This is a genomic window from Thermosulfuriphilus ammonigenes (genome assembly GCF_011207455.1).
GTDB classification, from domain to species: domain Bacteria; phylum Desulfobacterota; class Thermodesulfobacteria; order Thermodesulfobacteriales; family ST65; genus Thermosulfuriphilus; species Thermosulfuriphilus ammonigenes.
The window spans coordinates 1,460,660-1,473,223 of sequence record NZ_CP048877.1; the positions used below are offsets into that span (position 1 = coordinate 1,460,660).

Here is a 12,564-nt window from a genome sequence, read left to right on the forward strand (position 1 = left end):
GGCCGGAATGAATTATAAAATCTGGCTGATAACTTTGATGTTTTATTCTCTGGTTTCTCCTGTTGGATTGGTCCAAGGCGTGCAAGTGCAAGATGGGGATAGGCCCATCAAGATTCTTTTCGGCCGGGTTCCTAAGGCGGACAAACGTCAGGTTTACGCTCTGGTGGAGAAGCAAATTCTTAAGGGCGGACACCTTAAAGGGGTAGTGCTAAAGATCGGGGCCCAAACGCTGACCATCCCTGTAAGCCCTAAGGTTGAGCTTTTCAGGGTCTCAGGGGTGGGCGAGACGGCTCAGATGAAGGCAGCTAGTTGGTCAGATCTCACCCCCGGGACCCTGCTTCAGGTTTACTATCTTCCTGAGAAGGGGGGGCGGATTGAATCCATCTGTATTATCGGGCACCACGAGCAGCGGGGAAAGACCGGTCCATGGCAAAGGCATCTACGCTAGCCCGCTGAGATGCTCGGCTAGCCATTTTTGGGCCTCAGGGATCAGGAAATTCTGAAGAATTTCCTCTATCCCCTCCTCAGACACTGGCCGTTTGGCCTCATCAAGGTAATTTTGACTCAAGACACAAGACATCTGTTCGGCCCCTTCGCCCCACGGACGGCCCAGAATTCGTTCAATTTCGGCTCCAGAATCCACTTTCCGTAAGGGCAAAACAAGACGAAGACCAACTTCCTTAAGGAGGCTCTCATAAGCATCCAGGGCTACAGGAAGCTGATTGAGTTTGATCCGTCCATCGTGGGTTTCTCTCTCACCAGCAATGATAAGACGAGCTCCTATCAATCTGGCCAAGGGAACCCTCACAATGTGAAGATAGAGATGACAGCCAAGGCAGGGAGTGTAGAAGCCAAATTTTTTGATCAGCTGACCAAGGGGGCGACCACACAGACGCCACCACAGTCGCGGATCGCCCAAAAAGATTGGTTTAAAGACCTTAATATCTTTGCGCTTGAGGTTTTTTAGGCTTAGGGCCTTTTCATAAGGAATGTTCCAATCACCAAATTCTGTCCCCGTATAGGCGATGGTGGGTAATATGGCTCGAATGTCCTCCTCTTCTGTAGCCTTTAAGACAGCTGCCAAGCTATCTCGACCAGCAATCTCAGCAACAGCCACTCCTTTCAGCTTCCTTAATTCTTTAAGGGTGGTTGGCGAAATAAGCCAGGAGGGGAAATTGGTTACTAAGGGCCTTCTCTCACTCAAAATGTCTCGAAGCCTTTCGGAGATCATGATATCTTTATAGGATCCCCCGGGCCCGGGAAATATGGCTGATCAATCGGTGAATCCCGCAGGCCAAAGAGCTTGCCTCGATCCAAGAAATTAAGCACCAGGGCCATAAGCTCCTTTCCTCTGACCTGCCCCAGGGCCCCGGAGGCACAGTCTATTTCATTAAACCGTCGCACATTATCTCTTCTGGTGTGGCGATTAAGCATTAAGAGAGGGACACTTTCACCGGAATGGATCATAGCCCCTGAGCTAGGAGTAGAATGATCAGCAGTTATCACCAGAAGGTCATCTCTTTCCTTTTCCCAGAAATTTACCAAAGGGGTCAAGGCCCTATCCAGGGCCTCAATGACTTTGAGCTTCTCTTTGGGGTCTTTGGTGTGGGCTGCCTCATCTGGGGCCTTGGTGTGGACATGGATAAAGTCAAAACCTTTGAGATCAAGGGCTTTGCTCAGACGGCGGCTAAGATCCTTCTCTGGATCCTTAGTATCTCTGTCTAGAATCATCTCCATTCCTAAAAGTTTGGTCAGGCCTTGATAGACACCTCCTGTGCCAATAAAGGCCCCCTTGAGTCCCCATTTTTGGACAAAAGGGGTTACAGGGCGGAGCCGTCCGGCCCTTTGGGTGGCCAAGGCGTTGGCTGTGGCCAAGCCCCGAGAATGCCTTTCCTGGTTTACTGGATGGGCCCCTAAGACCCGATGACACCAGATAAGGTATTTATTAAGGACTTTGGCCGTTCTTTGAGCTTCGGTTTTCAGGGGCCGGATCTCCAACAGCGGACGTCCAGGATAGATGGGATTAGAGTCTGTAAGGTGATGGGAGACGTCTCCTTTGAGGATTAAGACCCCACTTGGGCCTTGAAGAAGAAAGAAACGAACTTCTATTCCCTCTTGAGAGAAGGAGGATATAGCCGAGGCCAGGGCCTTAAGTTCTTCAGGGGAGAGATCAGGAGAGTCGTGGTGAAGGATAAGATGTCTTTCCCGGGAGGTTACGTTTACCAGTCGGGCCAAAATGGCCACCTCTGATTCTTCAAGCTTAATTCCTCCTCCAATAGCCTCTAGCGCTCCCCTTCCCGGAAATTCTTCCAGTGAATAGCCAAAAAGGAGGAAATGGGCCACCTCGCTGGGGAGGGGTACCCCTTGACTTAAGGGATGAAAAAGCCCGGTCGTAGCCAGAGAGGCCAAACGGTCCAGGTTTGGAGTTCGGGCAGACCACAGGGGAGTCCGGCCCTCAAAGAGAGGCTGCCCTCGGTCGCCCAGACCATCTAGGAGGAGGAGAAGACATTTCATAAGACCTCTTGCCCTGGAGATATTTCCGGAGAATTTGCTGGCAGGCCAGAACCTCTTCTGGACGGTGAAGCTCAATTACCCACCAGTTACAATTTGGTAGCCACCTTAGCACATCGAGTCTGGGCCGTATATCCTCCAGGCTTTTTGGTGGCTCGTGCCCCCGGGGTGTCTCCGTATGGTATATATGGGCCGAAAAAACCTTTTGGTAGTGAGGTCTGAGATATTCCCAGTAAAGGTCTCTTTTTAGCCTCTGACTTACGACCAGGGCGTGACCGATATCAAAGGTTAGGCCCACCCCTCTGGAGACCAAATCTCTTAAGATCTCTGGGTTTGCTGTCCACCCTCTAGTAATGTTTTCCAGAGAAACCAAAACGCCCCTTTGGCGTCCGTAACAGGCCAGAGACGTAAGGTTTCTCTTAGCCACTTCTAAAGAGAGATCCTCAGGTTTAACCCCCAACCCAATGTGAATGGTAAGGTGCCTTCCCCCAACCAGAGAAACGAGATCTATGAAACGACGGTAGATTTCTAAGGCCTCCTGAGCCCGTTGGTCAGAATAGGCAATGTCTATCCCAAAGAACCGGGCATGAAAGCGAACTTCAAGGCCTTCAAGGATCTTTATCTGCTCTCTTAAGTCTGAAAGCGTGCTGGAGGGCTCAAGGGTCCAGTCTATGGCCTTAAAGCCGTGGTTATAGGCAAAGCGGGCTAAGGTTTCAGCGTCTGAACCAAAGATGTTGGGAAGGGCCAAGACAGCCATGCTGACTTAGGTTATTGATGGTTTCCTTCGGGGTCAAATCGCTTTTGTCGGTTGGATTTCGGGGGAGGTATCGGTTTTATCTATCTAATAAAGGAACGTCAGATTTGTTTGGCCAGGGCTATGAGCCAGAAAGTGTGCCCAAGGGGATCTAACTGAATAAGCGGAAGATCGGCCAAAAGTGAATTGCGGGCTGGGTCTTCAAAATTGGGAAGGCTACTCAGGGCCAAAGTGGCGGCGGCAGGAGGTGAAGGAACCGCTCCATCGTAATCTTCGTGGACAAGGAGGGGAAGGTCTTCGCCGTCAGAAAGATAAAAGAGCCCTTCTTTTTGAAAGCGGGAGATCATCTCCTGAGCTAGAGCATCCTTTATGGTATTTGGGCGACCTGTGGTCGCTTCGGCCTCTAAAAGGGCTAGGAGAACCCAGGCATAGTCCTCAAGAAGTCCGGAGCAGGTGATTTTACCTCCGGCCCGGCAATGCCAGAGTGGTTGGCCGTCTTTTAGGAGTTGATGCATGATCCTTTCAGCCTGCTGGAGATAGGTTTTTTTTCTCAAAATTCTGGCGGCTCGGTAGAGACTGCGGGCCATCATGGCGTTCCAGGAGGCGATAATCTTCTCGTCCCTTTCAGGAGGCACTCTTTGCCTGCGGGCCTCTAAAAGGCGCCTTTTGGCCTCATCTAAGGCCTGGACCTGGGCGCGATTCAAGCCCAGCTCCCTTATAAGTTGGTGAAGAGGGGCTCGGAGAAAGATGATATTACGTCCGGTTCGTCGGCCTTTTACCGGATCAATAAAGTTGCCTTCGGTCTTGAGGTTAAAAACCTGGCTGAAGAGATCCCCTAGCTCCCGGCCGAGGATGTCGCGAACCTCTTCCCGGCTCCAAAGATAATACCAGCCCTCCCGCCCCTGACTTTCGGCATCTTGAGAGCTGGCCAGCAGGCCATTAGGTAATAAGAGGTTTTCCTCAACGTAGCGGAATATCTCCTGGGCTACCTGAGCGTAGAAGGGGCGCCCGGTGAGTTCGTAGGCTTCAAGATAGGCCATAGAAATCAGGGCCTGATCATAGAGCATTTTTTCAAAGTGAGGCACGTGCCAGGCGGCATCTAGACTGTAGCGGTGAAAGCCAAAGCCGAGATGATCATAAATCCCTCCTAACCGGAGATTAAGGAGGGTGTTCTCCAACATCTCAAGGGCTTCAGGACGGGCCAGTCGACGATAGGCTAAGGCCATAAAATAGAGGGTCGAGGGCATGGCGAACTTAGGAGTTCCTTTAAGCCCACCATGTCGCCAATCAAAGGCCTCTTTGAGAGCCTCAAGGGCCTGAAGGAAGATCCCCTTGTTGGGAAGGTTGGAGGCCTTTTTCTGGAGAGGAGCAAGGGCCCTGGCAATCTGTCTGGCTGAAGCCTCAAGGCGATTCCTGTCTCTCTCCCAGGCAGTACTTACTCCCTGAAGAATTTCCAGAAAACCAGGTCGTTGGCGGCTTCCAGATCGGGGGAAGTAAGTTCCCGCCAGAAAAGGCCACCCTTCAGGGGTGGCGAAGACGGAAAGAGGCCAGCCGCCATTTCCCGTAAGGAGAAGGCAGGCCCTCATGTAGAGGGCATCTACATCCGGTCTCTCTTCGCGATCTACCTTGATAGGAACGAACTTTTCATTAAGGAAGGTAGCTATCTCCTGGTCCCGGAAGGACTCCCGCTGCATTACATGACACCAGTGGCAGGCGGCATAGCCGATAGAAATAAAAACCGGCCGTTTGAGTTCCTTAGCCCGATTGAAGGCCTCCTTTCCCCAGGGCCACCACCGCACAGGATCATCTAGGTGTCGTTGCAAATAAAGGCTGAGGGCCTTCTGGCGAAAAAGATCAGACATGGCGTTCCCCCGCCCGGGGGGCTGGCAGACTGTGGCGCAATCGGTATTTGAAGCGGGCCTTGAGGTCCTTCGGTAACAAGAGAACCATCACTTCGGTGATTCGCTGAAGATAGGGATAAAGGCGTGAAGTGTTGAGGAGTCGTTCCCCCCTGGGGATGAAGGAGACCAATAAAATAACCAAAATGGCGGCCGCCACGGTGGCCTTCAGGAGGCCCAGGGCCCCTCCCAAAAGGCGATCAAGCCAGGCCAGGCGAATAAGGGCCAGGGTGCGACGGAGAAGGACACCGAGGATAAAAAAAGAAAGATAGACAATTAAAAAGACGGTGATAAATGACAAACCAGTGATCAGAAGCTGATTTGAAAGCCACGGAGATAGAATTTTGGCCACCAGATAATAGAAACGTCCGGCCAGAAAGAGGCCCAGAATAAGCCCTACCAGGGAGGCCAACTCCCGGCTAAAGCCATAAACCAGGCTTTTTATAAAGAAGAAGGCAAAGATGGCCAGCAGAAGGTAATCAAAAGGGTTCAGGCTGGCGAAGATGGCCTTTGCACCTTCCATTTGGTCCCCTCTCTGGTGTCTTGGAGGACAACTCCCATCTGCTGGAGCCGATTGCGAATTTCGTCGGCCTTAGCGAAATCTTTCCTCTGGCGGGCGGCCTCTCTTTCGGCCACCAAAGTTTCAATCTTTTTCTCATCCAGACCAAGTTTTTTTATCAGGCGTCTTCTTTCCTCCAGAAGATAGGTCTCTGGATCCTCCTCAAGTAGCCCAAGGATCTGGCTTACAGGCCGACGCAGACGGGAGAGAGCGCAATGGGCTAAGCGTTCATGCTCTCTGGTAGGGGAGGGGCCAGCCAGGGTAAGCAAACGGTTGAGCAGAGAGATTCCCTCAAAAAACAAGCCAATGGCCCTGGCAGTGTTGAAGTCTTCGTCCATGGCTTCGGTAAATTTCTCCTCAAAATGGGCAAAGAAGGATTCAATCTCTCCCAGTTTCCGGATTTGCTTTCGTCCCGGAGGCCGGTCCGAAGAAGCCCGCAGGGTAGCTATGGCCTGCATGGTCTCATAGGCCCGTTCTAGGGCCGCCTGCCATTCAGCCATTGCTTCAGGACTGAAATCCAGAGGGCTTCGATAGTGTTTGGAAAGAAGAAAGAGTCGAATAACCTCCGGATGATATTCAGCCAGTACATCCCGAATAGTGACAAAGTTGCCGAGGCTTTTAGACATTTTTTCTTCACGAATGGTTACGAAGCCGTTGTGGATCCAGTAGCGGACGAAAGTTTGACCTGTGGCCGCCTCACTCTGGGCAATCTCGTTCTCGTGGTGGGGAAATATGAGATCCAAGCCCCCACCATGAATGTCGATGGTCTTTCCCAAATACTTCATCGCCATGGCGGAGCATTCGATATGCCAGCCCGGACGTCCTCGGCCCCAAGGGCTTTCCCAGGAAGGTTCTCCTGGTTTGGCGGCCTTCCAGAGGGCAAAATCCAGGGGATGACGTTTTTTCTCCGAGACAGCTACCCGAGCCCCGGCCTTCATCTCTTCTAGACTGCGACGGGAAAGGGAGCCGTAGCGGGGAAAACGCCGGACAGCAAAATAGACATCGCCTTCGGATTCATAGGCATAACCCGTCTCGATGAGTCGGGAGATGAGGGCGATAATTTCAGGGATATGTTCTGTGGCTCGGGGTTCTATAGAGGGAGAGCTTACCTTTAAGCTTGCCATGTCCTCCCTAAAGGCCTTGATAAACCGCTCGGCCAGACGAAGGGGGTCTTCTCCTGTTTCCTGGGCCCGGTTGATGATCTTGTCGTCGATGTCGGTGAAGTTGCGCACATAAGTGACCTTATAGCCACGATAGCGGAGATAGCGGTAGATTACATCAAAGACTACGGCCGAGCGGGCGTGGCCAATATGCGCATAATCATAGGCGGTAATGCCACAGACATACATTCCCACCTGGGGAGGGTTGAGGGGTTCAAAGGGCTCTTTTTGGCGAGAGAGAGAATTATAGATCAGAAGTCCCATGGCCCTAATTTCTACCCTGATTTATCAGGACTTAAAAGGGCCAAATAAGATTAAAGGGGGGCCAAGCCCCCCTTTAATTAACCAAGCCTTTTCTTAAGGCGCCTGGCCGTGGCCAAGAGGATTCTCCTGCGGTCAGGGGCCTTTACGTTTTCCCAGGTTCGTTCATGGGGAGCAAACTTTTCCCAGAGGAGATGGAGATCTTTTTTCTGACCAATGTAATATACGTTGGGGCCAATATTGACTTCCTTGGAGGTCAGGCGCATGGCCCCTTTTCTGTGGACCAACTTATAGACTTCCGAATCTTTATCCGCCAGGTCACCAAAGATTCGGGCGTCAGCGATACAGGTCTTGACACAGGCTGGCACCTCTCCATGGCGGATCCTTTCTATACAAAAGGTGCACTTGTCGGCCTTGGGCTCATCTAACTCTTCGTTAAGGTACCGGGCTCCATAGGGGCAGGCCTCAACACAGGCCCCGCAACCAATGCAACGGTCTTTGTCAATAAGGACGATCCCGGTAAAGGGTTCTTTATAGGTGGCTTTAACCATCATTTTGGTGGTGGCTCCGGTTTTCTTGCAATGGAACTCTTTCTCCCGGGGCTCTACCGGACACACGGTAATGCAGGCCGGGGCATCACAGTGATTACAGAGCCCGGGATAAAAGGTATAGGAAATACCGTAAGGGGTCTTTTCTGGCCCCAGGCGTTTGAGCCAATTTCTCCGATAGGGAACAGGGACTTGCCACTCCGCCCTGCAGGCCAAAGCACAGGCATGACAGCCCACACAGCGATCAAGGTCTATAACCATAGCGTATTGACTGTTTTGGGCGCTCATTTCTTACCTCCTAGGCCTCTTTGATTTTAAAGCGGGGAATCTCCGGGGGTAGCGGCCGGAGTTCAGGGATGTCCAGGGTTCGGCCACCTTTGATGATTTTGACGAAGCTGGTGCGGTGGCTGGAAGAACCCATGAAGGGATCTTCTACGTAGTGAGTGATGAGAAACTGGTCACTGGCCCCCTTTCCGTAAGCCTTGGTCAGACGGGGAGACCGGCTACCAAACCCGTGGGCCAAATAGATGGCATCGGGACGGATGCCGGGGGTGACTTTGGCCTTGATGGGATTTGACTTGTAACCGTCCTGGTTAACCAAGACCACCATTTCGCCATCTTTAATTCCCAGCTTGGCGGCCACTTCATCATTTATCCAGACCTCATTCTCCGGCCATTCGTTATGAAGCCAGAGATTGTTCATGGTCCGGCTAAAGGTGTGGACTGGCACTCGACCGTAGATAAGCCGAGCATAACCCTTGGGGGGAGCCGGAGTAGGTTCAAACTTGGGGATGGGGTCAAAATCTTCATCAGCAAAAGCCTCAAGGTAAAGTTCTACCTTCCCGGTTTCGGTGGCCAGATTCAGACCCTTGTTGGGGTCACGATATGGTTTGCCGGGAAAGGTAATTAGCCCTCCGGCCCGGGTCAGTTTTTCTACCGAGAGGCCGATCTCTTTGAGTTGACCATTAAGGTAGGCGATTTCGTTTTCACAGGTAAACAGAGAAAGGCCCAGACGGCGGGCCAGCTGTTGAGCGATCCAGTACGGTGGCCTGGCCTCTCCTAAAGGTTCTACGGCCGGCTGCCTGATGGTGATGAAGGGATGGAGTTCATCATTTTTATAGACGTGATCGTAACGCTCAAGATAAACCGCATCGGGTAGAACTATGTCTGACCAGATGGCCGTCTCGGTGGGAAGCATCTCTACGGAAAAGATGAAGTCTAACTTCTTTATGGCCTCCATGGTTTGGTAAGGGTTGGGAATGGTTTGAAGAATATTTATCCCGCAGACGCCCCAGAGCTTTATGGGATAGGGCTTTCCGGTAAGGGTGGCCTTAATGATTTCATTGGTTGGGCTCCCCGGGAAAGGCTCGGCGAAGGGGAACTTTTCCTTAAGAGGGGTATCGGACTCTCCTGCCTCCTCCTTGCCAATGAGACATTCGGCTTCACCGATGGGAATGGGCGTGGGGAAATAAATCCCTCCCGGGACTCCTATGGCCCCAAAAAGGGCCGCCAAGATGGCCAGACAGCGGTGACGCTGGACATCACCGCGGCCATACCAAGTGGAGTGCCGGCCAGGATAGATAACCACCTGAGGCCGGGCCTCGGCCAGTATCTCTATGGCCTTCTTGATGTCTTTTTCCTTGAGGTCGCAAATTCTGGCCGCCCACTTCAGGTCGTAACCCTTGACAGCCTCTTTAAGCTCGTCAAAACCGTGGCAGTTCTTTCGAACGAAATTTTCATCATAGAGATTCTTCTGAATGACATAGTTGATCCAGGCCAACAGCAGGGCTGTATCTGTTCCGGGGCGAATAGGAAGCCAGAGATCGGCCTTGCCAGCCGGGGCAGAGAAGCGAGGATCGACTACCACCAGCTTGGCCCCCCGGGCCAAGCCCTCAACGTACTCTCGGATGTGAGAGACATGAAGGTTTTCCCCCAGGTGGCTGCCTACCAAGAGCATGGCCTTGGTGTGGCTCATATCAACATATTGTCTTGTCCCTGAGACCACGTATCCCATGGTGGTCAGATAGGCTACCGCCACCGGCCCCACACATTGAAAGAAGGCCGGTTCGTTAGAATAATTCTCCGTGCCCAGTTCCTTGAAGATTTCCCGGAAATATTCTGCCGAGGCCCCATGGTCGAAAAAGGCCAGGGCATGGGGGCCATATTTGTCTTTAATCTTTTTGATGTTATGGGCTACCTCATCTAGGGCCTCATCCCAGGAGATCCTGGCCCATTTTCCCTCCCCCCGGGCTCCAGTTCGCTTAAGGGGGTACTTGACCCGGTCGGGATCATAGAGAAGCTGGATACCCGAGTTGCCCCGGGCGCATACCCGAGGGCCGTTGGCCGGAGAAAGCGGGTTGCCTTCTATCTTTACCACCTTGCCTCCCTTGACCTTGACAACAATAGGGCATCGCCAGAAACACATCTCACAGACTGAAGGTACCTCCTTGGCCCCCAGACTGCCGGGTAGGTCTCCGGTTTCAGAGGCCTGGGTTACTTTAGGCCTAAAGAGCCCTTTGCCCTTTAGCTCCATGGCGGCTAATGTGGCCCAGGTAGCCGCCGAGAGTTTAAGAAAACCCCTCCTTTTCATGACAAACCTCCTCGGACAAGTTTTGAAGAACCTCTCCTGTGAGCCGAGCCAAAAAGGCGAAATAGGGATGTGGCTTGGCCGCCAGAAGACGGTTCAGGAAGAGCGGATACCATCGGAGGAGATGTTTCTGGAGGAAGGCCGCCAGTATATCCCACCGGTCTTCCTCAAGTAGGCGTCCGATGAAGGCCAGCTCAAAGGCCAGGTGATCAGCAGGCTCCGGGCCTTCTTGGGGCTCAAGTCCGGCCTGAGAGTAAAACTTCTGGGCTTCATCGTAGCCTTTTTGGTAAAGAATTCCCTCAGGAGATAAATAGACCGAGGCATACGGGGGAGCAGGAGGCCCATAAGGGGCGCTTATAAAGAGTCGGGTGTATTCGCTTCGGAGGAGATCTTGACTCAGATTGTCAAGGTCGGGGATGTTAAGGTGAAGTTTTTGGGCTATAGTCGGGAGGACGGACCAGATTTTAGACTCTCTCGGGTCTGGCGGGGGGTAGGAAAAGCAATCTGCCAAGAGGTAAAATAACCGAAACACAAGTCGTAAATATAGGCTTAAACAAGAATTGTCAAATTGAAAAAAGTAATAATTTCCTGCTTAATAATCATGAAGACAGATGATTGTATCGGATTTGATGGCGTAAATGTGATTTTTTAAGCAAAAGCTGTTTTTTGGGTTCTCTCTGGCTTTTTATGTCTGTTTTATGCTTTTTTAGCTTTTGTTCCTTCTGTCTTGGAAGCCCTGGATAAGAAGGAGGAAATCGTGGAGCTTTATCTTATCTTGGCGGCTATAATAGCCGTGGCCATTGCCCTTTTTGCCATTCAGAATGCCACTCCAGTAGTGGTGAGTTTTCTGCTCTGGCGGTTTGAGAGCTCTTTGGCCGTGGTCATTATTCTGGCCATTACGGCCGGCATTGCCATTACCTGGTTGATCACTATCCCTTCTCGAATCCGTCGTCGCCGAGAGCTGGGGGAAAAAAGTCGCCGTGTAGAGGAGCTGGAACGGCGGGTTAAGGAGCTGGAAGAGATTCTGAGTCAAAGGCAGGGGCCCACCTCTGAGGCCTAACTAAGCCTCTTCTAACCCCTTTAAAATTTCAGAAACTATTTTCTTTACTGCCTCCCGGGGATCAGGTGCCTGACGAATAGGGCGGCCGATCACTAAATAGTCGGCTCCGGCCACGGCGGCTTCGGCCGGGGTGGCGACTCGGACTTGGTCATCTTGGCTGGCCCAGGCTGGTCTGACACCAGGAACCACGGTAAGGAGACGGGGAAAGGCCTCTTTTACGGCCGAGACCTCCTTGGCGGAGCAGACTATTCCGTGGCAGCCAGAGATACGGGCCAGGGAGGCCATCTTTAAGGTCAGTTCTCGGATGTCTCGGACTAATTCCGCCGATAGCCCCACCTCCATAAGATCAGCTCTGGTAAGAGATGTGAGCACCGTGACCACCAAAATTTTAAGCCCTCCCTCAGCGGCTAGGGCCGCGGCCCGCAGGGCCGCTCGACCTGCTAAGGCGTGAACAGTGAGAAGATCTACCTTGAGATCTAGAGCCCTGGCGACCGCCCGCTCTACGGTGACTGGTATGTCGTGGAACTTAAGGTCTAGGAATATCCGGGCCCCACTTTCTTCCTTTACCGCCCGGACTATCTCTGGCCCTTCAGCGGTAAAAAGCTCCAGGCCGATCTTAAAGACCCCCACCTCTCCGCCAAGGCGTCTGACCCAGGCCAAGGCCTCGGTCCTATCTGGAACATCCAAAGGGAAGATTATTCTCTCTTTTATTTCTTTTTCGTCCACCCCTTCCTCCTTGAAAGGCTTATGTTTTCGGGTAAAGTGACTAGCATCTTAAACAATGGAGGCCGCCATGTACTCTCGAATGCTGGTCCTTCACTTTCCGGCAGAAATAGTCGATAAACCAATTGTCTGCAATCTGGTTAAGGATTTCGACCTCCGCTTCAATATCCTCAAGGCTACTATCCTGCCGGGGAAAGAGGGTATCATGGTCATGGAACTTTCGGGCCATCCCAAAAACTTTTCCAAAGGTCTCAAGTATCTCCGAGAGCAGGGGGTAGAGATCAAAACCATCGGCCAGGAGATCCAGCGCAACGACGAACGTTGTATGCAGTGTGGTCTCTGTACGGCCGTCTGCCCTACCCAGGCCCTTTTTATAAAGCGACCGGAGATGGAGGTCGTTTTTGCTGCTGATAAGTGTAGCGGTTGCGAACTCTGTATTGCCGTCTGCCCCCCTCGAGCCATGGAAATCCGCCGTCAGAGTCAAGTTGCCATCTGAACCACCT

Annotated in this window: 13 protein-coding genes; 3 read left to right on the top strand and 10 right to left on the bottom strand. The window is 52.2% G+C overall.

Features of this window, described 5'->3' with window-relative positions; translation table 11 throughout:
- Positions 1 to 7: 7 nt before the first annotated feature.
- Positions 8 to 448 (top strand): hypothetical protein, encoded by a 441-nt coding sequence (locus G4V39_RS07090; protein ID WP_166032259.1) that lies wholly within the window; start codon positions 8 to 10, stop codon positions 446 to 448.
- On the opposite strand, the gene G4V39_RS07095 is transcribed toward G4V39_RS07090, so the two are convergent.
- The 9 genes from G4V39_RS07095 to G4V39_RS07135 form a co-directional block, all read right to left on the bottom strand.
- Positions 440 to 1,231, bottom strand: a complete 792-nt coding sequence (locus G4V39_RS07095) for a hypothetical protein (protein ID WP_166032260.1) — start codon at positions 1,229 to 1,231, stop codon at positions 440 to 442. The genes G4V39_RS07090 and G4V39_RS07095 overlap by 9 nt on opposite strands.
- Complete coding sequence (locus G4V39_RS07100) at positions 1,228 to 2,514, bottom strand: BPG-independent phosphoglycerate mutase family protein (RefSeq protein WP_166032261.1); 1,287 nt, start codon at positions 2,512 to 2,514, stop codon at positions 1,228 to 1,230. The genes G4V39_RS07095 and G4V39_RS07100 overlap by 4 nt, the downstream gene beginning before the upstream one ends.
- Positions 2,456 to 3,268 carry a sugar phosphate isomerase/epimerase family protein gene (locus G4V39_RS07105; protein ID WP_166032262.1) on the bottom strand — a complete coding sequence of 271 codons (813 nt, stop codon included), beginning with the start codon at positions 3,266 to 3,268 and terminating at the stop codon, positions 2,456 to 2,458. The genes G4V39_RS07100 and G4V39_RS07105 overlap by 59 nt, the downstream gene beginning before the upstream one ends.
- A gap of 98 nt (positions 3,269 to 3,366) precedes the next feature.
- On the bottom strand, positions 3,367 to 5,127 hold the full coding sequence (locus G4V39_RS07110) for a thioredoxin domain-containing protein (RefSeq protein WP_166032263.1): 1,761 nt from the start codon (positions 5,125 to 5,127) through the stop codon (positions 3,367 to 3,369).
- Positions 5,120 to 5,686, bottom strand: coding sequence for a CvpA family protein (locus G4V39_RS07115; RefSeq protein ID WP_166032264.1), 567 nt, complete (start codon positions 5,684 to 5,686; stop codon positions 5,120 to 5,122). The genes G4V39_RS07110 and G4V39_RS07115 overlap by 8 nt, the downstream gene beginning before the upstream one ends.
- Positions 5,653 to 7,146, bottom strand: a complete 1,494-nt coding sequence (gene cysS / locus G4V39_RS07120; RefSeq protein WP_166032265.1) for a cysteine--tRNA ligase — start codon at positions 7,144 to 7,146, stop codon at positions 5,653 to 5,655. Before cysS ends, G4V39_RS07115 begins: the two co-directional genes overlap by 34 nt.
- A gap of 77 nt (positions 7,147 to 7,223) precedes the next feature.
- On the bottom strand, positions 7,224 to 7,979 hold the full coding sequence (locus G4V39_RS07125; RefSeq protein ID WP_166032266.1) for a 4Fe-4S dicluster domain-containing protein: 756 nt from the start codon (positions 7,977 to 7,979) through the stop codon (positions 7,224 to 7,226).
- Between the two features lie 10 nt (positions 7,980 to 7,989).
- On the bottom strand, positions 7,990 to 10,281 hold the full coding sequence (locus tag G4V39_RS07130; RefSeq protein ID WP_166032267.1) for a molybdopterin-containing oxidoreductase family protein: 2,292 nt from the start codon (positions 10,279 to 10,281) through the stop codon (positions 7,990 to 7,992).
- Entirely contained in the window at positions 10,259 to 10,810 is a 552-nt protein-coding gene (locus G4V39_RS07135; RefSeq protein ID WP_166032268.1) for a TorD/DmsD family molecular chaperone, read from the bottom strand. Before G4V39_RS07135 ends, G4V39_RS07130 begins: the two co-directional genes overlap by 23 nt.
- A 225-nt stretch (positions 10,811 to 11,035) precedes the next feature.
- On the opposite strand from G4V39_RS07135, the gene G4V39_RS07140 reads away from it, so the two are divergent.
- Positions 11,036 to 11,338 carry a LapA family protein gene (locus G4V39_RS07140; protein WP_166032269.1) on the top strand — a complete coding sequence of 101 codons (303 nt, stop codon included), beginning with the start codon at positions 11,036 to 11,038 and terminating at the stop codon, positions 11,336 to 11,338.
- Here G4V39_RS07140 and pyrF read toward each other — a convergent pair whose 3' ends face one another.
- Entirely contained in the window at positions 11,339 to 12,064 is a 726-nt protein-coding gene (gene pyrF, locus G4V39_RS07145; RefSeq protein ID WP_166032270.1) for an orotidine-5'-phosphate decarboxylase, read from the bottom strand.
- Between the two features lie 67 nt (positions 12,065 to 12,131).
- Here pyrF and G4V39_RS07150 point away from each other — a divergent pair, with 67 nt between their 5' ends.
- Positions 12,132 to 12,557 carry an NIL domain-containing protein gene (locus G4V39_RS07150; protein WP_166032271.1) on the top strand — a complete coding sequence of 142 codons (426 nt, stop codon included), beginning with the start codon at positions 12,132 to 12,134 and terminating at the stop codon, positions 12,555 to 12,557.
- The last annotated feature ends 7 nt before the right edge of the window (positions 12,558 to 12,564 follow it).

Bases quoted from the DNA above. Each gene is read 5' to 3' on its own strand.
- G4V39_RS07125 (WP_166032266.1), bottom strand. From the start codon at position 7,979: ATGAGCGCCCAAAACAGTCAATACGCTATGGTTATAGACCTTGATCGC.
- G4V39_RS07150 (WP_166032271.1), top strand. From the start codon at position 12,132: ATGTACTCTCGAATGCTGGTCCTTCACTTTCCGGCAGAAATAGTCGAT.
- G4V39_RS07095 (WP_166032260.1), bottom strand. From the start codon at position 1,231: ATGATCTCCGAAAGGCTTCGAGACATTTTGAGTGAGAGAAGGCCCTTA.
- G4V39_RS07105 (WP_166032262.1), bottom strand. From the start codon at position 3,268: ATGGCTGTCTTGGCCCTTCCCAACATCTTTGGTTCAGACGCTGAAACC.
- G4V39_RS07115 (WP_166032264.1), bottom strand. From the start codon at position 5,686: ATGGAAGGTGCAAAGGCCATCTTCGCCAGCCTGAACCCTTTTGATTAC.
- G4V39_RS07130 (WP_166032267.1), bottom strand. From the start codon at position 10,281: ATGAAAAGGAGGGGTTTTCTTAAACTCTCGGCGGCTACCTGGGCCACA.
- G4V39_RS07110 (WP_166032263.1), bottom strand. From the start codon at position 5,127: ATGTCTGATCTTTTTCGCCAGAAGGCCCTCAGCCTTTATTTGCAACGA.
- G4V39_RS07090 (WP_166032259.1), top strand. From the start codon at position 8: ATGAATTATAAAATCTGGCTGATAACTTTGATGTTTTATTCTCTGGTT.
- cysS (WP_166032265.1), bottom strand. From the start codon at position 7,146: ATGGGACTTCTGATCTATAATTCTCTCTCTCGCCAAAAAGAGCCCTTT.
- G4V39_RS07100 (WP_166032261.1), bottom strand. From the start codon at position 2,514: ATGAAATGTCTTCTCCTCCTCCTAGATGGTCTGGGCGACCGAGGGCAG.